At 62.0% G+C, this 22,418-nt stretch carries 25 protein-coding genes; 13 read left to right on the forward strand and 12 right to left on the reverse strand.

Annotated elements, in window-relative coordinates:
- Positions 1-8 precede the first annotated feature (8 nt).
- The 3 genes from KUV51_RS01525 to KUV51_RS01535 form a co-directional block, all read right to left on the reverse strand.
- The gene (locus KUV51_RS01525) at positions 9-881 is read right to left on the reverse strand and encodes a TIGR01459 family HAD-type hydrolase (protein WP_222519859.1); all 873 of its coding nucleotides are present in this window, start codon (positions 879-881) and stop codon (positions 9-11) included.
- Between the two features lie 61 nt (positions 882-942).
- The gene (locus tag KUV51_RS01530) at positions 943-1,797 is read right to left on the reverse strand and encodes a crotonase/enoyl-CoA hydratase family protein (RefSeq protein ID WP_222521201.1); all 855 of its coding nucleotides are present in this window, start codon (positions 1,795-1,797) and stop codon (positions 943-945) included.
- 115 nt (positions 1,798-1,912) lie between these two features.
- The gene (locus KUV51_RS01535) at positions 1,913-2,833 is read right to left on the reverse strand and encodes a manganese-dependent inorganic pyrophosphatase (RefSeq protein WP_222519860.1); all 921 of its coding nucleotides are present in this window, start codon (positions 2,831-2,833) and stop codon (positions 1,913-1,915) included.
- 306 nt (positions 2,834-3,139) lie between these two features.
- Here KUV51_RS01535 and KUV51_RS01540 point away from each other — a divergent pair, with 306 nt between their 5' ends.
- Together KUV51_RS01540 and KUV51_RS01545 are read left to right on the forward strand one after the other, a co-directional pair.
- The gene (locus KUV51_RS01540) at positions 3,140-3,307 is read left to right on the forward strand and encodes a hypothetical protein (protein WP_222519861.1); all 168 of its coding nucleotides are present in this window, start codon (positions 3,140-3,142) and stop codon (positions 3,305-3,307) included.
- Positions 3,308-3,366: 59 nt separating this feature from the next.
- Positions 3,367-4,041 carry a DUF2161 domain-containing phosphodiesterase gene (locus KUV51_RS01545; RefSeq protein WP_222519862.1) on the forward strand — a complete coding sequence of 225 codons (675 nt, stop codon included), beginning with the start codon at positions 3,367-3,369 and terminating at the stop codon, positions 4,039-4,041.
- Between the two features lie 108 nt (positions 4,042-4,149).
- Here KUV51_RS01545 and KUV51_RS01550 read toward each other — a convergent pair whose 3' ends face one another.
- Positions 4,150-5,151, reverse strand: a complete 1,002-nt coding sequence (locus KUV51_RS01550; protein ID WP_222519863.1) for a TraB/GumN family protein — start codon at positions 5,149-5,151, stop codon at positions 4,150-4,152.
- A 209-nt stretch (positions 5,152-5,360) separates the two neighbouring features.
- On the opposite strand from KUV51_RS01550, the gene KUV51_RS01555 reads away from it, so the two are divergent.
- The 4 genes from KUV51_RS01555 to KUV51_RS01570 all read left to right on the forward strand — a co-directional run bounded on the left by KUV51_RS01555 (position 5,361) and on the right by KUV51_RS01570 (position 10,247).
- Positions 5,361-5,648, forward strand: coding sequence for a co-chaperone GroES (locus tag KUV51_RS01555; protein WP_147109029.1), 288 nt, complete (start codon positions 5,361-5,363; stop codon positions 5,646-5,648).
- Positions 5,649-5,699: 51 nt separating this feature from the next.
- Positions 5,700-7,340 carry a chaperonin GroEL gene (gene groL, locus KUV51_RS01560; RefSeq protein ID WP_222519864.1) on the forward strand — a complete coding sequence of 547 codons (1,641 nt, stop codon included), beginning with the start codon at positions 5,700-5,702 and terminating at the stop codon, positions 7,338-7,340.
- A gap of 411 nt (positions 7,341-7,751) precedes the next feature.
- Positions 7,752-9,509, forward strand: coding sequence for an ABC transporter ATP-binding protein (locus KUV51_RS01565; RefSeq protein ID WP_222519865.1), 1,758 nt, complete (start codon positions 7,752-7,754; stop codon positions 9,507-9,509).
- A gap of 192 nt (positions 9,510-9,701) precedes the next feature.
- Positions 9,702-10,247: an AAA family ATPase gene (locus tag KUV51_RS01570; protein ID WP_222519866.1), complete on the forward strand. Its 546-nt coding sequence runs from the start codon at positions 9,702-9,704 to the stop codon at positions 10,245-10,247.
- A 3-nt stretch (positions 10,248-10,250) separates the two neighbouring features.
- Here KUV51_RS01570 and KUV51_RS01575 read toward each other — a convergent pair whose 3' ends face one another.
- Together KUV51_RS01575 and KUV51_RS01580 are read right to left on the reverse strand one after the other, a co-directional pair.
- Complete coding sequence (locus KUV51_RS01575) at positions 10,251-10,685, reverse strand: MarR family winged helix-turn-helix transcriptional regulator (protein WP_222519867.1); 435 nt, start codon at positions 10,683-10,685, stop codon at positions 10,251-10,253.
- Complete coding sequence (locus tag KUV51_RS01580; protein WP_222519868.1) at positions 10,685-10,978, reverse strand: putative quinol monooxygenase; 294 nt, start codon at positions 10,976-10,978, stop codon at positions 10,685-10,687. Before KUV51_RS01580 ends, KUV51_RS01575 begins: the two co-directional genes overlap by 1 nt.
- Positions 10,979-11,078: 100 nt before the next feature.
- Between KUV51_RS01580 and KUV51_RS01585 the strand changes: the two genes are divergently transcribed.
- The gene (locus KUV51_RS01585; protein WP_222519869.1) at positions 11,079-11,927 is read left to right on the forward strand and encodes a DMT family transporter; all 849 of its coding nucleotides are present in this window, start codon (positions 11,079-11,081) and stop codon (positions 11,925-11,927) included.
- Here KUV51_RS01585 and KUV51_RS01590 read toward each other — a convergent pair.
- Positions 11,893-12,345 carry an NUDIX domain-containing protein gene (locus KUV51_RS01590; RefSeq protein ID WP_222519870.1) on the reverse strand — a complete coding sequence of 151 codons (453 nt, stop codon included), beginning with the start codon at positions 12,343-12,345 and terminating at the stop codon, positions 11,893-11,895. The genes KUV51_RS01585 and KUV51_RS01590 overlap by 35 nt on opposite strands.
- Before the next feature lie 70 nt (positions 12,346-12,415).
- On the opposite strand from KUV51_RS01590, the gene KUV51_RS01595 reads away from it, so the two are divergent.
- Positions 12,416-13,186: an alpha/beta fold hydrolase gene (locus KUV51_RS01595; protein WP_222519871.1), complete on the forward strand. Its 771-nt coding sequence runs from the start codon at positions 12,416-12,418 to the stop codon at positions 13,184-13,186.
- Positions 13,167-14,318 carry an alpha-D-ribose 1-methylphosphonate 5-triphosphate diphosphatase gene (locus KUV51_RS01600; protein ID WP_222519872.1) on the forward strand — a complete coding sequence of 384 codons (1,152 nt, stop codon included), beginning with the start codon at positions 13,167-13,169 and terminating at the stop codon, positions 14,316-14,318. Before KUV51_RS01595 ends, KUV51_RS01600 begins: the two co-directional genes overlap by 20 nt.
- Here the strand turns inward: KUV51_RS01600 and KUV51_RS01605 are convergent.
- Positions 14,315-15,382 (reverse strand): 5-(carboxyamino)imidazole ribonucleotide synthase, encoded by a 1,068-nt coding sequence (locus tag KUV51_RS01605; protein WP_222519873.1) that lies wholly within the window; start codon positions 15,380-15,382, stop codon positions 14,315-14,317. The genes KUV51_RS01600 and KUV51_RS01605 overlap by 4 nt on opposite strands.
- A complete protein-coding gene (gene purE / locus KUV51_RS01610; RefSeq protein ID WP_222519874.1) occupies positions 15,375-15,869 on the reverse strand; it encodes a 5-(carboxyamino)imidazole ribonucleotide mutase in 495 nt (164 codons plus the stop codon). Before purE ends, KUV51_RS01605 begins: the two co-directional genes overlap by 8 nt.
- 137 nt (positions 15,870-16,006) lie before the next feature.
- On the opposite strand from purE, the gene KUV51_RS01615 reads away from it, so the two are divergent.
- Positions 16,007-16,366, forward strand: a complete 360-nt coding sequence (locus tag KUV51_RS01615; protein WP_222519875.1) for a hypothetical protein — start codon at positions 16,007-16,009, stop codon at positions 16,364-16,366.
- On the opposite strand, the gene KUV51_RS01620 is transcribed toward KUV51_RS01615, so the two are convergent.
- Entirely contained in the window at positions 16,367-16,591 is a 225-nt protein-coding gene (locus KUV51_RS01620) for a YdcH family protein (protein WP_189369469.1), read from the reverse strand.
- A 156-nt stretch (positions 16,592-16,747) separates the two neighbouring features.
- On the opposite strand from KUV51_RS01620, the gene KUV51_RS01625 reads away from it, so the two are divergent.
- The 3 genes from KUV51_RS01625 to KUV51_RS01635 all read left to right on the forward strand — a co-directional run bounded on the left by KUV51_RS01625 (position 16,748) and on the right by KUV51_RS01635 (position 18,398).
- Positions 16,748-17,158 (forward strand): Hsp20 family protein, encoded by a 411-nt coding sequence (locus tag KUV51_RS01625; protein ID WP_222519876.1) that lies wholly within the window; start codon positions 16,748-16,750, stop codon positions 17,156-17,158.
- A gap of 3 nt (positions 17,159-17,161) precedes the next feature.
- Positions 17,162-17,386: a DUF1150 family protein gene (locus KUV51_RS01630; protein WP_222519877.1), complete on the forward strand. Its 225-nt coding sequence runs from the start codon at positions 17,162-17,164 to the stop codon at positions 17,384-17,386.
- A 142-nt stretch (positions 17,387-17,528) separates the two neighbouring features.
- Complete coding sequence (locus tag KUV51_RS01635) at positions 17,529-18,398, forward strand: PhzF family phenazine biosynthesis protein (RefSeq protein ID WP_222519878.1); 870 nt, start codon at positions 17,529-17,531, stop codon at positions 18,396-18,398.
- A 49-nt stretch (positions 18,399-18,447) separates the two neighbouring features.
- Here KUV51_RS01635 and KUV51_RS01640 read toward each other — a convergent pair whose 3' ends face one another.
- Together KUV51_RS01640 and KUV51_RS01645 are read right to left on the reverse strand one after the other, a co-directional pair.
- Complete coding sequence (locus tag KUV51_RS01640) at positions 18,448-20,523, reverse strand: bifunctional sulfate adenylyltransferase/adenylylsulfate kinase (protein WP_222519879.1); 2,076 nt, start codon at positions 20,521-20,523, stop codon at positions 18,448-18,450.
- 131 nt (positions 20,524-20,654) lie between these two features.
- Positions 20,655-22,352 (reverse strand): adenylate/guanylate cyclase domain-containing protein, encoded by a 1,698-nt coding sequence (locus tag KUV51_RS01645; RefSeq protein WP_222519880.1) that lies wholly within the window; start codon positions 22,350-22,352, stop codon positions 20,655-20,657.
- Positions 22,353-22,418 lie beyond the last annotated feature (66 nt).

The raw sequence follows: 22,418 nt of genomic DNA on the forward strand, positions 1-22,418 counted from the left end.
AAAGTAGGTCAGCGGAGATGCCCTATGGCGAAAGTCGGCGCAGAGGTTTCCTTTTCAAGATAAGCACTTAGCGCATCCGGGTCGGGTTGGTGCGACGTTTTGGTTTCCGCGGCCGCCAAACCGCCCGAAATGAACAGGGAATCGATATCCTCGCCCATCGCACCCGCAATGTCCGTGAGGACCCCGTCTCCAATCGCCAGAATCCCGCTGTCCGGTACGTCCACGCCCAGCTCCGCCAGGCGCCGCCGCGCCAGATCGTAGATCGGCGGATGCGGCTTGCCGAAGTAGAGGCTCTCGCCCCCCATTTCGGTATAGAGCTTCGCCAGCGCCCCCGCACACCACTCGCGCACGTCGCCCCGGTCCACGACGATGTCCGGATTCGCACAAAGAAGCTTCAAGCCCAACTGCTTGGCCATCAGAAACTCGGGCCGCATCACGTCCGGGTCTGCCATCGGATCGCGTGGGCCGGTGCACACAATGCCCTCGGCGTCTTTCAGATCAACCATCTCGATCTCGACAGGGTCCTTGATCACGCCGATGGGTTGAAAGAACTTCTCTTCTCCCGGTTGCCCAATGAAATAGACCTTCGAGCCCACGATGCCTCGGAACATTGCAGCACGCGCACTGTCGCCAGACGTGGCAATCGTGTCCCATGCATCGTCCGGCACCCCGAAATGCACCAGCTGCTTCTGCACGCCGGCACGAGGGCGCGGCGAGTTGGTGACCAGCACCACCTTGCCGCCCTTGGCGCGGTAGTCCTGCAAGGCTGCAACGGCCTCGGGCAGCGCCTTGACCCCGTTGTGCACGCACCCCCACAGGTCCACGAACAGTGCGTCATAGCGATCCGAAATCTCGGACAGGGAAGTAATGATCTGGGCCATGATGCCTCCGGCGAAATTCAGTCAACCGGGGTGTGCCACAGCTATCGCAAGGGCGAAAGAGCTAGTCGGCGCGTCGGTCCGGGTCATTCAGCGGATGATCCCGCGTCCAGTCATATAGGCCCGCGTCCCGCTCTTTCACCGCCTGTTTCCAGCCGACCGTCTCGGAACGGGCTTTGAAATTCAGCCCCTCGGGTGAGTGTCGCGTGATCCCGTCGAATACGGTGGCGAGGCGCTGGGTCTGGGTGATCGTTGCTTCCAGCGTCTGGTTGATGACCATCTTGTTCATGGCAAGCTGGTTGATGGGGACAGAGGCCATGCGCGCTGCCAGCGCCTCTACCTCCGCATCAAGCGCGTCGGCAGGCACGGCTTTCAGGACAAGCCCCATATCCGCCGCTTCGGTCCCGGTGATCTTGTCACCGGTCAGCAACATCCGCTTGGCCCGTTCCGGCCCCAAGCGGTAGACCCACATGGCCGTGGTCGGGCAGCCCCATACGCGGGCGGGCATGTAGCCGATTTGTGCGGTGTCCTCCATCACCACCATGTCGCAGCAAAGCGCGATGTCCGACCCGCCCGCGACCGCATATCCATGTACCTTGGCGATCACCGGTTTCATGGCGCGAAACAGCGACATGAAGCACCGGGTATTGGCCCACATGAACTGGTAGTCCTTCATCGGATCCCAGGGCATGTCCTGCGTCAGCGCGTTGTGTGGGTCCTGTGCGTAGTGGGTCAGATCGTAGCCCGCACAGAACGCAGTTCCGGCACCGGACAGGATCATGACATGCATGTCCTGGTCTGCATCGAATGCCTCGACCGCCGCTTGCAATTCGCGCGGCAGGTCGTCGTCGATGGCGTTCATCACCTCGGGGCGGTTCAGGATGATACGGCCGATCCGGCCGTCTTTCTCTGTCTTGATTGTGCACCTGGTGCACTCTCTGCCTGGAAGGCTTGCACAAAAACGTAAGGCGGACCACTGGTCCGCCCTTGTCTCGTCTCCTGAACTGTAAGGCGGAGGTGTCCGCCGCCCCGCCTCAGACCTTGAGGTTCGGAATGATCTGCTTTTTGCGGCTCATGATACCCGGCAGGACCACGGTGTCGCCGGATACGGTCGCGTCAAAGCTCTTTTCTGCCACGCCCTTCACCCGGTCGTTGGGGATCAGCATGGTCGCCTCCTCGTTCAGGATGTCGACCACGAAGAGCAGAACCTCGTCTGCGCCGTCTTCCTTGGCGACGTCGACCATGGACGCCATCAGGCTGTCCTTGCGGTCCAGCACCAGCTTGGGCGCAGTGGTCTCCAGAACCGAAACGCGGAACTGGGTACCGTCAACGGCGTATTCCTTGCTGTCCATGCGCAGAAGTTCGGCATCGGAGAAGGCTGAAACATCCGATTTCGCCTCGAACATCTCGGAGGCGTAGGCGGTCAGGTCAACGCCCAGATCCTTCGCCAGATCATGTGCAATCGCCTTGTCCTCCTGCGTCGTGGTGGGCGAGCGGAATTCCAGTGTGTCGGACAGGATGCAGGACAGCATCGCGCCTTTCACACCCGTTGGCATCTGCGCCATGTCCTTGCCGATCATCTTCCACATGATGGTAGCTGTGCACGCCAGTGGCTCGATCCGGATGTCGATGGGACCCTTGGTTTCCAGCCCGCCCACCAGCTTGTGGTGGTCGATGATGGCAGTGATGTCTGCATCGTTGATGGCATCGGGCAGCTCGGCAGGGTTGTTAGTGTCAACGATCACCACCGTCTGATCGGCGTCCACGCCATCGATAATGCGCGGCTTGGGCAGGTCCCACTTTTCCAGAACAAAGGCGGCTTCGGTGTTGGGCTCGCCCAGCAGCACCGGCTCGGCTGCGACCCCTTTGATCTCGTTCAGGTACCAGGCCCAGATGATGGGCGATCCGGTGGAGTCGGTGTCGGGTGATTTATGGCCAAAAACAAGAGTGCTCATGAGTATGCGTCCTTCGGGGGGAGGGGATGTTTCGGCGCCCTTATAGCAACCTTTCCCATGGTGTCACGGGGGGCGGGTCAGAGTGCAATTGTCGCGCCTGCCGATCCGGTGTATGTTGGCGAGACACGAACCGAGGAGTGCTCTGAAAATGAACAACGCGGCCTGATTGCCCACATGTTCCGCGCCGAAAGAGGCGCTCGTTTTCAGAGGAGTGTTTTCCAATGGACAAGCCTGCCTGACCCGCACCCGCGGGGACCGTTCTGCGCGCCGCGCAGTCCCATCCAATTCAGACAGAAGGGGCACAGTATGCCCGTATCCAAGAAACCCGCCCGCACGCCGGGCAAAAACCTGACCACGTCCAAACCCCGTCAGCCGATCCGACCGGCTGCAAGCCGCAAGCCCGAACATATCCTGCGCACCCAGGTGCGTGGCGGGCGACCACCGCGCTTTCCGGGGCGCACCGGCGGGCGCTAGGGCTTGCCAAAGGGTCCGTGCGGGGGTTTCCTCGCACGGGCCAAACTGGACCCAGCCACGTGACGACCCGCGAAACCGACCTTTATCCGCCGATCAAGACCTTCCTCGAAGGGCAGGGGTACGTCGTGAAATCCGAGGTGGGCGCGGCCGATGTCGTGGCGGTGCGCGGCGGCGAGACACCTGTGATTGTGGAATTGAAACTGGGGTTCTCGCTCGCGCTAGTGCATCAATGTGTCGCGCGTCTGTCCGTCAGCGATGACGTCTACATGGCGGTCGAGCGTGGCAAGGGGAAACGGTTTCTCAAGGCGGCCAAGGACATGACGCGGCTGTGCCGCCGCTTGGGCCTGGGTCTGATGACGGTGCGGCTGTCGGATGGTCTTGTGCAGGTGCATTGCGATCCGGGGCCATACAGCCCCCGCAAGAATGCCAAGCGACAAGGCCGCTTGCTCAAGGAGTTTGCTGCACGGCAGGGGGATCCCAATGACGGTGGGCAAACCCGCGTCGGGCTGATCACGGCCTACCGGCAGGATGCGTTGAAACTGGCGATGTATCTGTACGAAGTGGGCGCCAGCAAAGGCGCGGATGTCGCGCGCGAAACGGGCGTAGCGCGGGCGACGACAATGATGCGTGACGATCACTATGGCTGGTTCGAGAAGGTCGAAAAAGGCGTGTATGGCCTGACGCCCCAGGGGGCGGAGGCTGTTTCGCAGTCGGGTCAGGTTCTGGGCGCGTAGCGGATTTTGATGCAAAATCCCGGTGGTTTTCCGACGCGGAAAACCAAGCGCGCTGTTGCTGGAAACTGCGCCAGTTTCCATTCGTTTCCCGCGTCGGGAAACGGTCTGTCAGAATGGTTGCCGCTCCAGCGTGAACCCGCGCAATTCGAGCTGATTGAGCAGCCCCGTCTCACCGCCCAGATGTGCAGCCCCCACCGCGATCACGATGTTTGGCTCTTCCCGCTGATCAATCCGGTCCATCCACATCATGTTCCGCTGGTCCAGCAACATTGCCATCATCTCGTCAAACAGGACCTCGAACTCTTCGGACGGCAGGCCGATCCGATCACGGGTAAAGACACGGGAAAAAGCGAGAAGCGCGCCATGCTGTTCTTCGAAATAGGCGGCCACGGTGGTGGCTGTGGCGTCATCCACCGTGTGTTCCATTTGCGCGATCAGCGGCAGGAACTGGATCTGTTCTTCGATCGGATCCGCCGCCAGCAGGTCAATCATCTCTCGATGTGTTTCGAGTGCTGCAATCGGCACGCTGGCCTGCGTGGCCTCTGCCATGATCAGCTTGTCTAGGCCGACTTTGCCCGCGTGCAGATCGGCCATGGCGCAGGGGGCGATAGCGAGGGTCAGAGACAGGAACCACGGCTGGTACTTTGCGGCCATGAAGGGCGGCACACCCCGCTTTTGCGCGGCTGTTGCCAGCGCGTCCCACACCTCGGGCGACACGCGGTCGATCAGGCTGGGCCCGTCAGTGAGAAAGGCGATTGTCGGATCGGTCGAGATGGCGTTCAGCAGGGCGGCTTCCTCTTCTGCCGTGATCTCGACCAGCAGCAGGTCGGCGGATGCCACGGTGGGGGCGAGGCGCGCGACGATCTCGCTCATGCGGGGATCGTGCAGGTGCATTGTGCCAACCAGTGTGATGGTTTGCTCCCCGCGGGTGGCGCGCCAATGATTGCCTTCGGGATAGGGCAGGGCAGCTGTGCGCTCTGCGATCTCCGCGCGGGCCTCTTCACTCAGAGATGGTCGCACATCCGTCCCCGAACAGGCCGCCTGTACGGCCGCTGGCACCAGAAGCGCCGCCGCGAAAATCATGTGTTTCAAAAGGGTCTGCATCGTCATCTCATCGCTTGTTTTCGGCAGGCTAGAAAATGACGTTGTCGGTTCCAAGGGTGTGTCGCACGCTTGTCGCAAAATTTGCGGCATCACGCGGTTGACTCACGTCGACCCCTTCCTTACCTACGCAACGTTATCACTCGCATGCGATGAGTGCTAACGGCCCCGATCACGGGGTCAAGGGAGAAAACTTTGAGCCTCAAGGAGCTGCAAAGATGGCATTGAAACCGCTTCATGACCGCGTGCTGGTACGCCGCACAGAAAGCGAAGAGAAAACCGCTGGCGGGCTGATCATCCCCGATAGCGCCAAGGAAAAGCCCAGCGAAGGCGAAATCGTCTCCGCAGGCCCCGGCGCCCGCAAGGACAGCGGTGAGCTGATCGAGATGGGTGTGAAAGCCGGCGACAAGGTGCTGTTCGGCAAATGGTCCGGCACCGAGGTCACCATCGACGGCGAAGAGCTGTTGATGATGAAAGAAAGCGACATCATGGGGATCATCGAGTAAGCGGCCCTGCTTCTCTGATTTCTGAACGGAACTCTCACAGGAGAATTGAATATGGCTAAGGACGTCAAATTCGACACAGATGCCCGCGGGCGCATGCTGACCGGCGTGAACATTCTGGCTGACGCCGTCAAAGTGACACTGGGCCCCAAAGGCCGCAACGTGGTGTTGGACAAATCCTTTGGCGCACCCCGCATCACCAAGGACGGTGTGTCGGTTGCCAAGGAAATCGAACTGGAAGACAAGTTCGAGAACATGGGCGCGCAAATGGTCAAGGAAGTGGCCCAGCGCACCAACGACGAAGCGGGTGACGGTACCACAACCGCAACCGTGCTGGCTCAAGCCATCGTCAAGGAAGGCATGAAATCGGTTGCCGCAGGCATGAACCCGATGGACCTCAAACGCGGCATCGACATGGCAACGGCCAAAGTCGTTGAAGCGATCCAGGGTGCAGCCCGCGAAGTCAAAGACTCCGACGAAGTCGCACAAGTCGGCACCATCTCAGCCAACGGCGAAGCCGAAATCGGCAAGCAGATCGCAGACGCGATGCAGAAAGTCGGCAACGAAGGCGTCATCACCGTCGAAGAAAACAAAGGTCTGGAAACAGAAACCGATGTTGTCGAAGGTATGCAATTCGACCGAGGCTACCTGTCGCCTTACTTCGTGACCAACGCGGACAAGATGACCGCCGAGCTCGAAGACTGCATGATCCTGCTGCACGAGAAGAAACTGTCGTCGCTGCAGCCGATGGTTCCGCTGCTCGAGTCGGTGATCCAGTCGCAGAAGCCCCTGCTGATCATCGCGGAAGACGTTGAAGGCGAAGCGCTGGCAACTCTGGTTGTGAACAAGCTGCGCGGCGGCCTGAAGATCGCAGCTGTCAAAGCCCCCGGCTTTGGTGACCGCCGCAAAGCCATGCTGCAGGACATCGCGATCCTGACCGGTGGCCAGGTCATCTCCGAAGACCTCGGCATGAAGCTCGAGAACGTGACCATGGACATGCTGGGCACTGCCAAGCGCATCCAGATCACCAAGGACGAGACCACCGTGATCGACGGAAATGGCGAGAAGGCGGAAATCGAAGCCCGCGTCACGCAGATCCGTCAGCAGATCGAAGAAACCACTTCCGACTACGACCGTGAGAAGCTGCAAGAGCGTGTTGCCAAACTGGCAGGCGGTGTTGCCGTGATCCGCGTTGGCGGCATGACCGAAGTCGAAGTGAAAGAGCGCAAGGACCGCGTCGATGACGCCCTGAACGCGACACGCGCTGCTGTGCAGGAAGGTGTTGTTGTGGGCGGTGGTGTTGCGCTGGTTCAGGCGGCCAAGTCGCTTGAAGGTCTGACAGGTGCCAACAACGACCAGAACGTCGGTATCTCGCTGGTGCGCCGTGCCATCGAAGCACCCCTGCGTCAGATCGCCGAGAACGCCGGTGTCGACGGTGCCGTCGTGGCGGGCAAGATCCGCGAAAGCGACGACCTGACCTTTGGCTTCAACGCGCAGACAGAAGAGTATGGCGACATGTTCGCGTTCGGTGTGATCGACCCTGCCAAAGTGGTTCGGACCGCTCTGCAAGACGCAGCTTCGGTTGCCTCGCTGCTGATCACCACCGAAGCCATGGTGGCCGACAAACCCGCCAAGGAAGGTGCCGGTGGCGCGCCCGCAATGCCCGACATGGGCGGCATGGGCGGCATGATGTAAGCCAGCCCGGACGGCATTCAGCCGATCCGCAAAAGATGACAAAGGGCTGCCCATCGGGCGGCCCTTTTTTGTTTTTGCGACACCGATGGGCAAGTACACCTGCCGCTTGTCATTCCGGGACTGCTTTACGTTTCCCGCTATGGTTGAGCGAAAATCCGCCGCCAGTAATTTGGCTCTTTTGACAGTGCTTGACTTGGTCGTGACGGCCGCCGTACGAAACGCACAGCGAAACTCACAAGCAAGGAGGGCAACGATGATTTTTGATACCAATACCCTCCTAGCAGGCGCTCACACACGAGTACCATCCTGACCTAACAAGGCCGTTTTCGCCTTTAACGTCAGTCGCTTCGTCCAACACCGGACATCCTTCTATTGCATCCGAGGCACGGGCTTTTGTCCCGTGATCATTTCATGCCCCTGTTGTCTTCCAATGGCGCCATTGTGCGCGTTCTTTCCTTCGCAATTCGTCTCTGGGGCCGGCGCCCTGGCCTTGTTGCTGCGATCCTGGCGCTTGTACTGCTGTCCACGGCGGCAGATGTCACCATTCCAGTGATCACGGGTCGCCTGGTTGCCGCGGTCTCGGAAGGGGCGTCGCCCTGGATGTCATTCGGCACACTGTTGGGCCTGGGTGTCGTGTCGATTGGCGGCAAGATCCTCAGCTACTTTTCAATCATCGCCCTGACCGTCCCGACCATGCGCACGGCGGAACAGGAGGCGTTTGCGCGCGTGCAACGGCTGCCAGCCGACTGGCATGCAAATGCCTTTGCAGGCTCGACCGTGCGGCAGATCACGCGTGGTGCTTGGGCGTTGGATGACATGGCTGACGTGCTGCTCCTGGCGCTTTTGCCGTCGACGCTCGTGTTGCTGGGTACCATCGGGACATTGGCTGCATTTCGCTGGGATATTGGTTTGGTTGCTGCCCTTGGCGCAGCCCTGTTCCTGGGCCTGTCCCTGACCCTTACACTCACTTGGGTGGCACCAGCTGCACGGCTGTCAAATGCACAGGATAGCCGTGTCTCGGGCGCGCTGGCCGATGCGATCACGTCGAATCCAGTCGTGCGCGCCCATGCAGGCGAGGCGCGCGAGGACACGCGGCTTGGTCAGGTCCTGTCGAAATGGGCGCATCGCACACGGCGCACATGGCGCCGTGGGACGTGGTCCGGCTTGGTACAGGACAGCTCGCTCTGGTGTCTTCGGGCAGCCGTGCTGGGTGGCGCGCTTCTGGCCTTTGTCCAGGGTGCGGCTGGCGCGGGCGAGATCGCCTTCGTCGTCTCCGCTCTTGGTATGATGGATGGCTACCTGCGCCAGATGGGCAACCATGTCCGCACGCTGCAAAAGTCGATCAACGATGCCGAAGAGCTGGTGGACCTGATGGCGACAACGCCGGAACAGGAGGTCGTGCACCAACCGGCGCAAGCCTTGCCCGCACGCGCCGCTGCGCTCGCCTTCGACAACGTCACCTACGGCTATGCAGGGGCGGCGACACCGCTCTTTGTGGACCTGAACGTCTCGATCCCCGCCGGGCAGAAGGTTGGGCTTGTCGGTCGGTCTGGCTCGGGCAAGACGACGTTTGTCAAGCTGATCCAGCGGATCCACGAGGTGACAGAGGGTGCCATCACGCTGGGCGACGTGAACATCGCGCGGGTGCCGCTCAACGAGCTGCGCCGCCACATCGCGCTTGTCCCGCAGGAGCCGGTGCTGTTCCACCGCTCGCTGGCCGAAAACATCGCCTATGCCCGTCCCGGCGCCACGCCGTCCGAAGTGAGGGAAGCGGCAGAACGGGCCGGTGCGGCCGGGTTTATCTCGACGCTGCCGAAAGGGTACGGCACCGAAGTGGGCGAACGGGGCGTCAAGCTGTCAGGCGGTGAGCGTCAGCGCGTCGCGATTGCAAGGGCTTTTCTGTCGGATGCGCCGGTGCTGGTGATGGACGAGGCGACCTCGTCTCTCGACTCCGAAGCCGAGGCGCGGGTGGCCGAGGCCGCCGAACGACTGATGGAGGGGCGCACGACGCTGGTCATTGCCCACCGTCTTGCCACCGTCGAGCGGATGGACCGGATCCTTGTTTTCGATCAGGGCCGGATCGTGGAGGACGGTACGCCGACTGAATTGATGGCGCGCAAAGACGGCCTCTACCGGGCGTTGCGTCAGCGACAGACGCTTGCAGCCTAAAAGCAAGATGAGCAGCGCGCCGGGATGACTTTCGGCGCGCTGCACCTGTTTCAGACCGGCATGTTTCAATGCCGCAGCAGAGAGAGATTTTAGAGTGTTCGAGCCGCACTTTGATCCAGCCGAAACCACGCACCCGTCCGCCAAGCCAATACTGCGCGCTTGGCCGTCCTGCTTTTTCCCCACGGTGCACCGATGAAGCGCGTGATGATCATCGGACAGCCCGGATCGGGCAAATCGACCCTTGCGCGGCATCTGGGCGACAAGACCTTTCTGCCGGTCGTTCATATCGATCTGATCCACTGGAAATCCGGTTGGATTGAACGCGACTCCGCCGAAAAGTCCAAGATGACGCTGGATGTCATCGCCCGCCCGACCTGGATTTTCGAAGGCGGGCACAGCCGGACATGGCCCCAGCGCCTCGACCGCGCCGACACGCTGATCTGGCTGGACATGCCGATTGGGCTGCGATTGCGCCGCGTTCTGTGGCGCACGATCAAATTCTACGGGAAGCCGCGACCGGACCTGCCCGAAGGATGCCCGGAGCAGTTCAGCGCGGAGTTTCTGTCCTATATCTGGCGGACCCGGAACACGAGCCGCGCCAAGATGCGTGCGCTCTATGATGGCGCGCCTGCGGATAAAACGAAATATCATCTCACATCGCTGGCGGACGTCCGCAGGTTCATGGACGGGCTGTCAGAGGCGGTTGCGGTAGGAAACCTGGGTATCCCACACCGCTAGGGCCTATAGATCGGCGTCATGTAAGATACTGAAATAGCCGGGCAGGACGTCTGCAAACCGCTGCTCACCTTCCGGGGTGAGAGACAATTGTTTCTGACGTCGGTCAGCGGGTTGTGAGGCGGCTGGTGCAATAAGTCCCTTGTCGGCCAGGCTGGCCAAGGCCTTGCTCAGCACAGGCTTCGAGACATCGAGGCGCGCCGCGATCTCGACCGCCGACAGGCTGCTGCGCTCCGGTTCCCGCATGATCATCATCAAGGCCAGGAACTGTGTCTGAGACAGACCATGTCCGCGCAGATAAGCCTCCACATCGCGCAACAGTACACTTGCCGCGCGCAGTTTGGTCAGCACGGACAAGACGCGCGGCGACGACACTTCGGGCACATTGACGGTCACACCTGCGATCATGTCTTCGCTCGGCAGGTCCTTGAGGAAGAACATCAGGCCGCGCGTCGCATCCGCACGATCTGGACAGGTTCGGCCAGCCATGTCTCGTAGGCGGCAAATACGTCGCGAATGTAGTCTTGCGCGTAGTGCGCCTCGAGCGCTGCATCGTCGGCCCAATGTTCGACCAGATACAGCGCGTCGTCCTCACCTGCGTCTACATTCAGTTCGAAGCGGCGGCAGCCCGGTTCGGACCGCGTGACGTCGAGAACGCTCTTGATCGCGGCAAGCGCCTCTGCACGGTACTGCGGTTTGGGGCGGATGGTGGCGAAGATACTCAGTTCCGGCATGGGGGGGCTCCATATGGTTAGCATGGTAACCATATGGCGTATCATGTCTGGGTTCAACCAGGTGCTTGGCCCTGCGCGGGTGGCGGGGTAAGGGACAGAAATGCGTCTGATCCTGCTTACCTGCCTCACCATGATAGCCTTTGCGGCCAACTCTGTTTTGAACCGTATGGCGGTGGACGGCGGCGGCATAGATCCATCGAGCTTTGCCATGATCCGGGTGCTGGCGGGGGCGGTGGCCTTGGGCATGATCCTGACGGTGCGGGGTGGCGGGCTGCCGTTGTGGCAGCGTGACAGGGTGGTGGGTGCGACCAGCCTTGCGGCCTACATGGTCGGTTTCTCGTTGGCTTATGTGACACTCGATGCCGGGCTTGGTGCGCTGATCCTGTTCGGGACCGTACAGGTTGCAATGTTCGGCTGGTCCGCGTTGCGCGGCGGACATCCGACCGCGCGCCAAATGCTTGGGGCTGCAATCGCGTTTGCAGGTCTTTTGATCGCGCTCTGGCCGGATGACAACGGCGGTGGGGACATCGCGGGCGCGGCGCTGATGGTTGTCGCGGGGCTCGGCTGGGCGGCATATACGCTGGCCGGCAAAGGGGCCAAGGATCCCCTGGCGGCAACCGCGGCCAATTTCATTTGGACGTTGCCGATCCTTGGCGTCCTGCTTTTCGGCACCGGGCTGCACGCCGCGCCGTCGGGGATTGCCTTGGCCATCCTATCGGGCGCTGTGACGTCCGGCCTCGGCTACGCGCTTTGGTACAGCATCCTGCCGCGGTTGGCAGGTCAAACGGCGGCTGTTGTGCAACTGAGCGTGCCCATCATTGCAATCGCCGGGGGCGCGCTGCTTTTGGGCGAGGCGCTGTCGCTTTCGCTCGCACTCTCTGCCGCGCTTGTCGTCGGCGGGATCGCCGTGGCCGTTACCGCATCAAAGGCTCAAGAGGGTCGTAGCTGACACCCTCCGCACCAAAGGCCACGGCACCCAGACTGTCTGGCTTGTGCGGCACGCCTGCCAACTCGTCTGCCGTCAGCCACCGACGCTCGGTCACCACCGCCTCCGCATCATGCCATACTTCGGGGCGCAAGGTGCCCGGCACAACGGTACAGCGAAAGAACACCTCGACCTGGTGAAACTGGCTGGGGGCGTCGTGGTACTCGTTCACAAGGCAGGGCGCGCCGACCTCGATGGTCAGCCCCGTTTCCTCGTAAACTTCGCGCGCAAGGTTCGCGGGCAGGCTGCTGCCCACCTCGGCCCCGCCGCCCGGGGCGCACATCAGGTCACTCTTGGCCGTATGCCAGGCGTTGACCATCAACAGGCGCTCATTTTCGACAATGACGGCGCGCACGGCGATGCGGGGGGACTTCGGGCGCATGATCACACCTTTCAGTGAAAGACGAAGCGTTACCATTCCATAGCGCCGCACGGAAAGCTATCTCAAGGGTATGAAATTGATTGCTGCCCTTGTCCTCCTGCTGATCGCCGGCATGGCCCGCGCCGATTGCGTCGTGCTGCTGCACGGGCTCGCGCGGACCGAGGCGTCGCTTCTTGTGCTGGAGCAGGCGCTTCTGACGGATGGCTACCGGGTTGTGCGGCCGGGCTACCCCTCTACGACCGAGACTGTGGAAACGCTGGCACTTGATGTGATGCCCCGCGCGATGGACGCTTGCGGAGACGATACCGTACATTTCGTGACGCACTCCATGGGCGGTATCCTTGTGCGCTACTGGTTTGCCCACACAAGGGTGCCTGACAATCTGGGGCGCACGGTGATGCTTGCGCCACCCAACCGCGGTAGCGAGGTTGTGGACGAACTGGGCGACCTCGAAGCGTTCGGCTGGTTCAATGGGCCCGCAGGCCGTCAGCTTGGCACCGGCCCTGCCAGCCTTCCGCGCAGCCTGCCGGGTGTGACGTACCCGGTCGGGATCATCGCAGGGGAGCAGTCGCTCAACCCCTATTTTTCGTCCCTGCTGCCGGGGCGGGACGACGGCAAGGTGTCGGTCGTCTCGACGCCGGTGGCAGGCATGACAGATCACCTCGTGTTGCCTGTCACGCACACCTTCATGATGAACAATCCCAACGTGATTGCACAGGTCCTGACCTTTTTGGAAAACGGGGCCTTCGACCGGGACCTGCGCTGGGTCGATGCGGTGCTTGAACAACTGGGTTGCCCCGAGGGGGACTGCCTTACGGGAAATGACGATGATCGAGATTGACCTGACCGGGGCCGAGGTCCTGCTGCCCTCCGGTCTTGAGATCACCGCGCTGTCCATTGCCGACGGGCGTGTCGCGGACGCCCCTGTCGGGCGGGCGGTCGACCTGACGGGCTACCGGATCCTGCCGGGTATCATTGACGTGCATGGTGATGGCTTCGAACGACACATGGCTCCACGCCGAGGGGCCATGAAACAGATGAACGAAGGGATTGCAGCGGCCGAAGCCGAGATTGCGGCCAACGGCATCACCACGGCTGTTCTCGCCCAATTCGTCAGCTGGGAGGGCGGGCTGCGCGACCTGCACTTTGCCGATCAGGTTTTTAGCGCGCTGATTGCCACGCGGTGCGACGTGGTGACGGACCTGCGCCCGCAATTGCGGTTCGAAACCCACATGCTCGACCTCTACGAGCTGTTGCCCGAGCGGATCGCTGACTGGGATGTCGCGTATGTGGTTTTCAACGATCACCTCCCCCATGACCGCCTTGCCGAAGGGCGCAAGCCAGCGCGGCTCACGGGCCAGGCGCTCAAGGCCGGGCGGAACCCCGACCTGCATTTCCAGATGCTGCTCGACATGCACGCGCGCAGGCACGAGGTGCCAGCGGCGCTTGACGATTTGTGCGCGCAGATGAACGCAGCAGGCGTGCAGCTTGGCAGCCACGATGACACCTCTGCCGACGAACGCGCCAAATGGCATGCACGTGGGGCACATGTGGCCGAGTTTCCGGAAACGCTTGAGGCGGCAGAAGCAGCGCATGGCGCCGGTGATCTGGTGGTTCTTGGCTCGCCCAACGTGGTGCGGGGCGGATCGCACAAGGGCAACGTGTCTGCGCTGGACCTCATCGCCATGGGCCTGTGCGACGCCATCGCGTCCGACTACCACTACCCGTCGCCGCGGCGCGCGGCGTTGATGCTGGCCAAAAGCGGGCTGATGGGCCTGGAGGATGCCTGGTCGCTTGTATCGTCCGGCCCTGCGGCTGTCCTGGGGCTGACGGATCGGGGCTCGTTGGAACCCGGCAAACGCGCCGATCTGGTGATCCTCGACGATCATGACCGGGTGGCGGCCACAATCTCGGGTGGGCGGGTCAGTTACATGGCTGGCGATATCGCGCAGCGGTTCGTGACGGCTGCCTAGCCGACAATCCGGTTCACATGGCCCATTTTGCGTCCGGGTCGCGCCTCGGCTTTGCCGTACAGATGCAGGGCCGTCGCGGGCTCTTTTGCCAGGTCCGGTACCCGGTCCATATCATCGCCGATCAGGTTCTCCATCACGACATCGGCGTGGCGTTTCCCATCACCCAGCGGCCAGCCCGCAATTGCGCGGATGTGCTGTTCGAACTGGTCCACGACACAGCCATTCTGAGTCCAATGGCCCGAGTTATGTACGCGCGGCGCAATCTCGTTCACGATCAGCCCCTGCGGCGTGACGAACAGTTCGACCCCAAGAACGCCCACATAATCCAGCGCATTCAGGATGTTGGCAGCCAGCAGCACAGCATCGGTTCGTTGGCTTGCGCTCAGGCGCGCCGGAACTGTCGTGGTGTGCAGGATACCGTCCTTGTGGACATTCTCACCCGGATCGAAGCAGGCGACAGCACCGTCCAATCCCCGGGCGGCAATGACCGACACCTCGTGGCTGAAGTCCACAAACCCTTCGAGGATCGCGGGTGCGCCCTGCATTTCGGCCAGTGCGGCCTCGGCCCCGGTCGGCTCCATGATCCGCGCCTGCCCCTTGCCGTCATAGCCGAAGCGCCGGGTTTTCAAGATCGCAGGCGTGCTGATCTGGGGCAGGGCGGTTGCGAGCGCGGCCATATCCGGCACGTCAGCAAAGGGCGCGGTCTTCAGGCCTAGCCCTTGCAGGAATTCCTTTTCGACAAGCCGGTCTTGGCTGACCCGCAACGCCTCGCGCCCGGGCCGGATCGGTGCGTGATCTTCCAGCGCATCGAGCGTCAGGGTCGGAATGTTCTCGAACTCGTAAGTCACGACGTCCACAGTGGTGGCAAAGGCAAAGAGCGCGTCACTGTCTTCGTAAGGCGCCGTTGTCACCAGATGTGCAACGTCACCCGCCGGGGGCTGCTCGGACGGATCAAAGATGTGAGTGCGAAATCCAAGGCGGCTTGCAGCGACCGACAACATCCTGCCGAGTTGTCCGCCGCCCAGAATGCCGATGGTCGCCCCAGGCGCGAGAGGTTCAGTCATCGCTCGGGACCTCCGGGATGGACGCCGACAACGCCTCCCGCCATGCCTCAAGCCGTGCGGCAAGCGCATCGTCCGAAACAGCCAGAATACCCGCCGCCATCAGACCCGCATTCGCGGCACCTGCTGCGCCAATCGCCATGGTCGCCACAGGAAATCCCCGCGGCATCTGCAGGATGGAGTACAGGCTGTCGACCCCGCTCAGCGCCTTGGTTTGCACCGGTACGCCAATCACGGGGACCCGAGTCTTTGACGCCATCATGCCCGGCAAATGTGCCGCACCGCCCGCGCCTGCGATGATCACCTTCAAACCCCGGTCCACAGCCGTCTTGCCATAGTCCCACAACCGGTCCGGTGTGCGGTGTGCCGACACGATCCGCGCCTCGTAGGGCACCTCGAGCGCATCCAGCATCTCGGCCGCTTCACGCATGGTGGGCCAGTCGGACTGGCTGCCCATGATAATGCCAACTGGGGGAGGGGTTTGGGTCATGTCTTGCGGCCCTCTAGTTCAGGAAGCGCGCACTATAGCCAGATCGGTCACCGGGGCAATGGGCGGTGCGCGGGTTTCAATTGACACCATGCTGCACTGCGGCGACGCTACCACCATTCTGCACAGGAGATTTCACGATGATGACCCCTTTCGATGTCTGGGCGCCCATGTTCCGCGCGCCCTTTTCCGGCGATGTGACCCAAGAGATCGTGCCGCGCGTCTTTTCTCCAGACATCGCAGGCGTGCCCGAGATCGAGAGCAAGATCCATGCCGAGGTGGCCAGCTACGGCACGCAACTGGGCAAAGTGCTCGAAGCGCTGCAAATCCTGTCCAAAGCGACCAAAACGCCTTTGCCCGAGATCGACGCGCTCGTCGCCGAGATCAACGAGGTCAAGGACAACAGCGCCGAGACATTGCGCGCGGATGCGGCACGCGCGCTTGAACGGCTCAAAAAAGTGGACAAGAGCGCATGGCGCGATCTGATGCGTGCCGACTGATCAGGCGATGATGTCGGGGGTCAGCCGGTCTTCGATGATGGCAATCTTGTCTTTCAGCATCAGCTTTTTCTTTTTCAACCGCTGAATGGTGAGCTGATCGCCGGTCGCCTTTTCCTGCAGGGCGTGAATTGCTTCATCGAGGTCCCGATGCTCTCGTTTGAACACCTCCAGCTCCACACGCAGCACCTCGTCCGTTTTCATCGAGATGTCCGAAGGAGCATTCATGGCGCGATTCCAAGCAATTGCAGAGCCCTTAATATAATCACAACCATCTCACCCGCCTAGACCTTGTTCCAATCAAGGTTTCTGCCCATATTTGAAACATCCGCTGCCGCATCAGGGGCGGGTACTGACTGTCGCTTGACCAAAAGGACGTGTCGCATGACGAAAATGACTCTTGCCTCCTACCCCCATATGCTGGGGTTCGAGCAACTTGAACGGCTGCTGGAACGCACGGCCAAAAGCGCCGAAGGCTATCCACCGTTCAATATCGAGCAGACCTCGGACTATTCCTACCGGATCACCCTGGCCGTCGCCGGGTTCGCCGAAGACGATCTGTCGATCACCGTGGAAGACCGCCAATTGGTCATTCGCGGCCGCCAGGGCGAAGACACGCAACAGCGCGTGTTCCTGCACCGCGGAATCGCCGCACGACAATTTCAACGGAGCTTTGTGCTCGCTGACGGCGTTGAGGTAGGAGAGGCGGTGATGGAGAACGGCTTGCTGCACGTCGATCTGACGCGGGCCAAACCCGAAACAATCGTCCAGACGATCAACATACGGAAAGGATAAGTCATGAACACACCTTGTGATTTGAACGCCGATGTGGGCCGGATGGTCTATGTCAAAGCCATCGACGTCGACGCCCTGCCACAGGAAGTGCAGGAGCAGGCCGAAGGGCTCGACCAGCTCTTTGCAGTGCACGATGCCGAAGGGCAGCAACTGGCGTTGGTCGCCGACCGCAAGCTGGCCTTTGCGCTGGCGCGGCAGCACGACTACGCGCCGCAGCCTTTGCATTGATATGTGCAAATGGGCGGCCTCCGGCATAAGCTCGGGGCGAGCTTAGCGCTGAGCGCGCCTTGACCCGGCGCATATCGACGTGCTTTGGCGCAATGAGGGCAAACACCATGCCCCAGGCACGTTAGAAGCAGGCGGCACTTGAATGAAGTTCGAGGTGGATTGGGTCGACGCCTTTACCGACCGTGCGTTTGGCGGAAATGGCTGTGCCGTGGTTCATGATGCTGCGGCACTGGATGATCTGACCTGCATGGCTTTCGTGCGCGAGACATCCCTTGTCGAATGCACCTTCACAGGCCCGTCCGACGTCGCCGACATCCGGGTGCGCTACTTCCTTGCCAGTCGCGAGATCCCGTTTGCCGGTCATCCCACCGTCGCGACGGTGGCCGCGCTTAGACATCGCGGTTTGATTGCCGATGGTCCTCTGACATTGGATACGGGCGCGGGCATCGTGTCGGTCGAAGTTTCGGGCACATCCGTTCGCATGACCCAAGTGGCGCCGACTTTCGGTGTGCGACCTGATCCGGTGCTCGTCGCGGCGGTTGGTGGGCTGAGGGTGGATGACATCATCCATCCGCCGCGCGTCACCTCCACCGGTTTGCCATTCACGATCGCCGTTCTCAGGGACAAGGCGACACTGGACCGCGCCAGCTTCGACATGGACGCCTTTCGCGCTTACCTGGATGCACTGGGCGTACACGGGACGGATGTGATGGAACCCTTCTGGTGTACACTGGATGGCGCGACCGAGGCCGGGGACACCTTCGCCCGCCTGCTCATGGCGCCGCCCAGCCCGGCGGAGGATCCATTTACCGGCTCCGCCACCGGTGCGATGGCCGCCTATCTCTGGTCCGAAGGGTTGATCGACACCCCGACCTTCGTCGCCGAGCAAGGGCACGGTCTTGGCCGTCCGGGGCAGGCGCGTGTCGAGGTGTTGGGACCGCGCGATGCTATCACCGGTGTGGTGGTCGAGGGTCAGGCGCACGTGTTGATGAGCGGCACGCTGCACCTATGAAAAAAGGCGCACCCGAAGGTGCGCCTTACGATTGGGGTATCTCTCTGGCTTATTGTGCCGCGATCAGACCCATGCTTTCCAGCTTGAGCAGAACCTGGTGGGCGCAGTTGTCCACATCCACATTCTCGGTCTCGACGCTCAGCTCGGGGTTCTCGGGGACGTCATAGGGATCGGAGATGCCTGTGAACTCCTTGATCTTGCCCTCGCGCGCCAGTTTGTAGAGACCTTTGCGGTCCCGACGCTCGCATTCCTCAATAGAGGTGGCGACGTGCACTTCGACAAAGGCACCAAAGGCTTCGATGTCCTCACGTACAGCCCGACGGGTGGTCGAATAGGGCGCGATGGGCGCGCAGATCGCGATGCCGCCGTTCTTGGTGATCTCGGACGCAACGTAACCGATGCGGCGGATGTTCAGGTCGCGGTGCTCTTTCGAAAAGCCCAGCTCGGACGACAGGTTCTTCCGCACGATGTCACCATCCAGCAGCGTCACCGGACGGCCACCCATCTCCATCAGCTTGACCATCAACGCGTTGGCGATGGTGGACTTGCCCGACCCGGAGAAGCCGGTGAAGAACACGGTAAAGCCCTGCTTGGACCGCGGCGGCTTGGTGCGGCGCAGCTCGGTCACAACCTCGGGGAACGAGAACCACTCGGGGATCTCAAGACCCTCGGCCAGACGACGGCGCAGCTCGGTGCCCGAGATGTTCAGGATGGTCACGTCATCCTTGTCCGCGATCTCGTCCGCAGGCTCGTACTGGGCGCGCTCCTGCACATAGACCATGTGCTTAAAGTCGACCATTTCGATGCCCATTTCTTCCTGATGCTCGCGGAACAATTCCTGCGCATCATAGGGGCCGTAGAAATCCTCACCGGCAGAGTTGCTGCCGGGGCCTGCGTGGTCGCGGCCCACGATGAAGTGGGTGCAGCCGTGGTTCTTGCGGATCAGGCCGTGCCAGACCGCTTCGCGCGGGCCCGCCATGCGCATGGCCAGGTTCAGCAGCGACATGGAGGTGGTGGCCTGCGGGTACTTGTCCAGAACCGCCTCATAGCAGCGCACGCGGGTGAAGTGATCGACGTCGCCCGGCTTGGTCATACCGACAACAGGGTGGATCAGCAGGTTGGCTTGCGCTTCACGGGCGGCGCGGAAGGTCAGTTCCTGGTGCGCGCGGTGCAGCGGGTTGCGGGTCTGGAAGGCCACGACCTTGCGCCAACCCATCTTGCGGAAGTAGCTGCGCAGCTCGTTCGGCGTGTCGCGGCGGGCGCGGAAATCGTAGTGCACGGGCTGCTGGATGCCGGTCACGGGGCCGCCCAGGTAAATGTCACCGGCGGTGTTGTGCAGGTAGTTCACGGCAGGGTGCGCGCTGTCATCAGCGCCAAAGACCATCTTGGCTTCGTGCGCTTTGTTCGGCGTGTAGCGGTCGGTCACGGTCATGGTGGCCAGGATTACGCCTTCCTGATCGCGCAGCGCGATGTCCTGACCAATCTCGAGCCCTTCGGCGAATTTCTCGTTCACGTCCAGCGTGATGGGCATGGGCCACAGCGCGCCGTCGGTTGTGCGCATCGTGTCCACAACACTGTTGTAATCGGCTTCGGTCAGGAACCCTTTCAGCGGGTTGAAGCCGCCGTTCATCAACAGCTCAAGGTCACAGATCTGGCGCGGGGTCAGATCCCAGCTGACCAGCTCGGCAGCTTCCATCTTAAGCTTCTGAGCGCTGTCATACGACACATAGAGCTCAGGGATCGGAGCGAGGTTGTTTTCCATCAATTTGGTCCTGTGTTTCAGGGGGTTTAACCCGGACGTGGTGCCGGTCAACTCGGCAAAGAGGGCATCATATTCCGCAAATTTGCGGGCGAGGAACTGATCGGTGAGCCGGTTCTTTTCGCCGGCCCCCCGGGTTGTGAGCGCATATGAATAGCGTTGCCGCTTGTCCGGCCCGTCCATATCCTGGACACGCACGAAACCCGCAGCCGTTGCCTGACGCAGAAGTGCGTTCAGACGGCCCAGCGATACACCGATGCCCTGTGCCATCGCCCGCTGAGACGCGCCCGGCGCCTCGTCGAGCTGGCGGAGAAGACGGAAGAGCTGGTCTTCGGCTTCCGGTTTGGGTTTGGGTGCGGCGGACATGGTCAGGCGGATACGAGATTCGATTTGCGTTCACGTGTGAACATATGTCACCAAAAGTATGTTCATGGAAGAACAAACTTTGTCGCAGGCAGGATTCCTCTGATTGTGGTAAACACATCACTACTTGGAGATCAGGCCGGGGCAGGGGCCTTTGCATCGCGCTGCCGCACATGTGTCAGGTCGCTTAACTCCTGAACCAAAAGGGCGTCCAACGGCGCTTCGCGCCCGCGCAGCGACAGGGATACCATCGCACTACCTTGCGTTGCCAAACCGGCCGCGTGCAGCGTGTCGATGGACACAAGCGCCTGCACCCCGCGCGCCTTGGTTTCACTTTCCAGCCGGGACGCGATGTTGACCGTATCGCCGATCAAGGTGCGGGGGGCTTGTCCGGCGGCGCCGATTTCGCCCAGCACGACATTGCCCAGATGCACACCTATGCCGATGGCGACTGGCGCGCTGCCCTCGCGCGCAAGCCGGGCGTTGAAACTTGCAAGGGCCGCGCCAATGCCTTCAACAGCCGTCAATGCGGCGCGGGCTGAGGCCGCTGCATTCGGCAGTTCGAACACCGCCATCAGACCATCGCCCATATACTTGTCGACGGTGCCCCCGGCCGCGTTGATCGGCGGCACGATCTCGTCAAAGAAACGGTTGAGCAGATGAACGACGTCATAGGGCAACTGCCCATCGGTGCGGGCGGTAAACCCGCGCATGTCCAGAAACAGAACGGCAAGCTGCGCCTCCTTTCCCTGGCTGGCATGGGCCCGGCTGCGCCGGCCGTCGCGATCAAATACGCGGAACACGCGCACGCTGCTGCGCGGGCGCACCTGACAGGCCAGCCGCGCATTGGGCGGCGCGCCCACGGCGGCAAGGCTGCGGGCCTCGGCCTCGGATGGGGGCGGCAGGTCTTCCAGCCCTTCCTCGATGATGACCCGGCAGGTGGTGCAGCGCCCCCGGCCGCCGCACAGGGCCGTGTGGGGCACGCCACTGCTTTGCGAGGTCTCGAGGATCGTCTGGCCACGCGGGGCGCGCACGCTGGGGCCGTCAACATAGTGGATACGAATGGGCCGGGCGATGGCGGCCACGGCGCGGCGCAGCAAAAAGGCGGCGATTGCGACGCCTAGAATGGCTAGGACGGCTACATTGGCCGCATCTGATGCCGCGGCCAGCTGCGCAAAACCGGCAGCATCAGGAAAATTCCAGGCGGCATGCGCAACGGCCTCGCCCCGGGGATTGGACAAAAGCCCGTCAATCGCCCGGGCAAATGTGACAAACCCGAGAAGTGCCAGAACCGGCAGGACAACGCCCAAGCCGATCAGCCAGGGCACGGCCTTGCGCCACCACGCTGTCAGGCGCAACCACATATGCAGTCCGATACACCCGTGAACCCACGCGATGATCAGAAGCGCGGCCTGCCCCCAGCCGTCACCGGTATCCCAGATCAGGCGCGTGACATATCCGAACATGGTGTTCACGCCCAGCATCTCATGCGCGCCGCGGGTATAGATCAGGTGATCGATCAGCAGGATCGGAATGGCCAGCCCCAATAGGACCTGCGCCCACTGCGAAAACGGCATGCGAAACGTCCGCGCCACCACAACCTTGCCCAGCGACAGGATGACATGGGCCGCCATGGCAAGGCCGATGACGGCCGTCCCGGCATTCGAGCGGATGACGGTCAGCCGCGCCGACTGCACCGCATCATAGGCTGTTGGTGAAATCAGGATCGCCGCCAGGTTCAGGATGTGCAGCACAAGGTAGATCATCAGGATCAGACCGCTGATGATCCTGACCCGCGTTGCCCAAGAGCCGCGCCATATTGCGTGCGCCATGCCTGTCCTACCCCGCTCGCGTTTCACGCAGGGTGGCGGGACGGGCGCGTGTGGTCAAGCGGGGGG

The sequence above is a fragment of the Tateyamaria omphalii genome (assembly GCF_019802125.1).
Taxonomy (GTDB): Bacteria; Pseudomonadota; Alphaproteobacteria; order Rhodobacterales; family Rhodobacteraceae; genus Tateyamaria; species Tateyamaria omphalii_B.

Bases quoted from the DNA above. Each gene is read 5' to 3' on its own strand.
- KUV51_RS01600 (WP_222519872.1), top strand. From the start codon at position 13,167: ATGACGATGATCGAGATTGACCTGACCGGGGCCGAGGTCCTGCTGCCC.
- KUV51_RS01630 (WP_222519877.1), top strand. From the start codon at position 17,162: ATGAACACACCTTGTGATTTGAACGCCGATGTGGGCCGGATGGTCTAT.
- KUV51_RS01590 (WP_222519870.1), bottom strand. From the start codon at position 12,345: ATGCGCCCGAAGTCCCCCCGCATCGCCGTGCGCGCCGTCATTGTCGAA.
- KUV51_RS01625 (WP_222519876.1), top strand. From the start codon at position 16,748: ATGACGAAAATGACTCTTGCCTCCTACCCCCATATGCTGGGGTTCGAG.
- KUV51_RS01605 (WP_222519873.1), bottom strand. From the start codon at position 15,382: ATGACTGAACCTCTCGCGCCTGGGGCGACCATCGGCATTCTGGGCGGC.
- KUV51_RS01620 (WP_189369469.1), bottom strand. From the start codon at position 16,591: ATGAATGCTCCTTCGGACATCTCGATGAAAACGGACGAGGTGCTGCGT.
- KUV51_RS01640 (WP_222519879.1), bottom strand. From the start codon at position 20,523: ATGTCCGCCGCACCCAAACCCAAACCGGAAGCCGAAGACCAGCTCTTC.
- KUV51_RS01535 (WP_222519860.1), bottom strand. From the start codon at position 2,833: ATGAGCACTCTTGTTTTTGGCCATAAATCACCCGACACCGACTCCACC.
- KUV51_RS01540 (WP_222519861.1), top strand. From the start codon at position 3,140: ATGCCCGTATCCAAGAAACCCGCCCGCACGCCGGGCAAAAACCTGACC.
- KUV51_RS01525 (WP_222519859.1), bottom strand. From the start codon at position 881: ATGGCCCAGATCATTACTTCCCTGTCCGAGATTTCGGATCGCTATGAC.
- KUV51_RS01580 (WP_222519868.1), bottom strand. From the start codon at position 10,978: ATGCCGGAACTGAGTATCTTCGCCACCATCCGCCCCAAACCGCAGTAC.
- KUV51_RS01635 (WP_222519878.1), top strand. From the start codon at position 17,529: ATGAAGTTCGAGGTGGATTGGGTCGACGCCTTTACCGACCGTGCGTTT.
- KUV51_RS01595 (WP_222519871.1), top strand. From the start codon at position 12,416: ATGAAATTGATTGCTGCCCTTGTCCTCCTGCTGATCGCCGGCATGGCC.
- KUV51_RS01575 (WP_222519867.1), bottom strand. From the start codon at position 10,685: ATGTTCTTCCTCAAGGACCTGCCGAGCGAAGACATGATCGCAGGTGTG.
- KUV51_RS01555 (WP_147109029.1), top strand. From the start codon at position 5,361: ATGGCATTGAAACCGCTTCATGACCGCGTGCTGGTACGCCGCACAGAA.
- KUV51_RS01550 (WP_222519863.1), bottom strand. From the start codon at position 5,151: ATGACGATGCAGACCCTTTTGAAACACATGATTTTCGCGGCGGCGCTT.
- KUV51_RS01585 (WP_222519869.1), top strand. From the start codon at position 11,079: ATGCGTCTGATCCTGCTTACCTGCCTCACCATGATAGCCTTTGCGGCC.
- purE (WP_222519874.1), bottom strand. From the start codon at position 15,869: ATGACCCAAACCCCTCCCCCAGTTGGCATTATCATGGGCAGCCAGTCC.
- KUV51_RS01645 (WP_222519880.1), bottom strand. From the start codon at position 22,352: ATGGCGCACGCAATATGGCGCGGCTCTTGGGCAACGCGGGTCAGGATC.
- KUV51_RS01570 (WP_222519866.1), top strand. From the start codon at position 9,702: ATGAAGCGCGTGATGATCATCGGACAGCCCGGATCGGGCAAATCGACC.
- groL (WP_222519864.1), top strand. From the start codon at position 5,700: ATGGCTAAGGACGTCAAATTCGACACAGATGCCCGCGGGCGCATGCTG.
- KUV51_RS01565 (WP_222519865.1), top strand. From the start codon at position 7,752: ATGCCCCTGTTGTCTTCCAATGGCGCCATTGTGCGCGTTCTTTCCTTC.
- KUV51_RS01615 (WP_222519875.1), top strand. From the start codon at position 16,007: ATGATGACCCCTTTCGATGTCTGGGCGCCCATGTTCCGCGCGCCCTTT.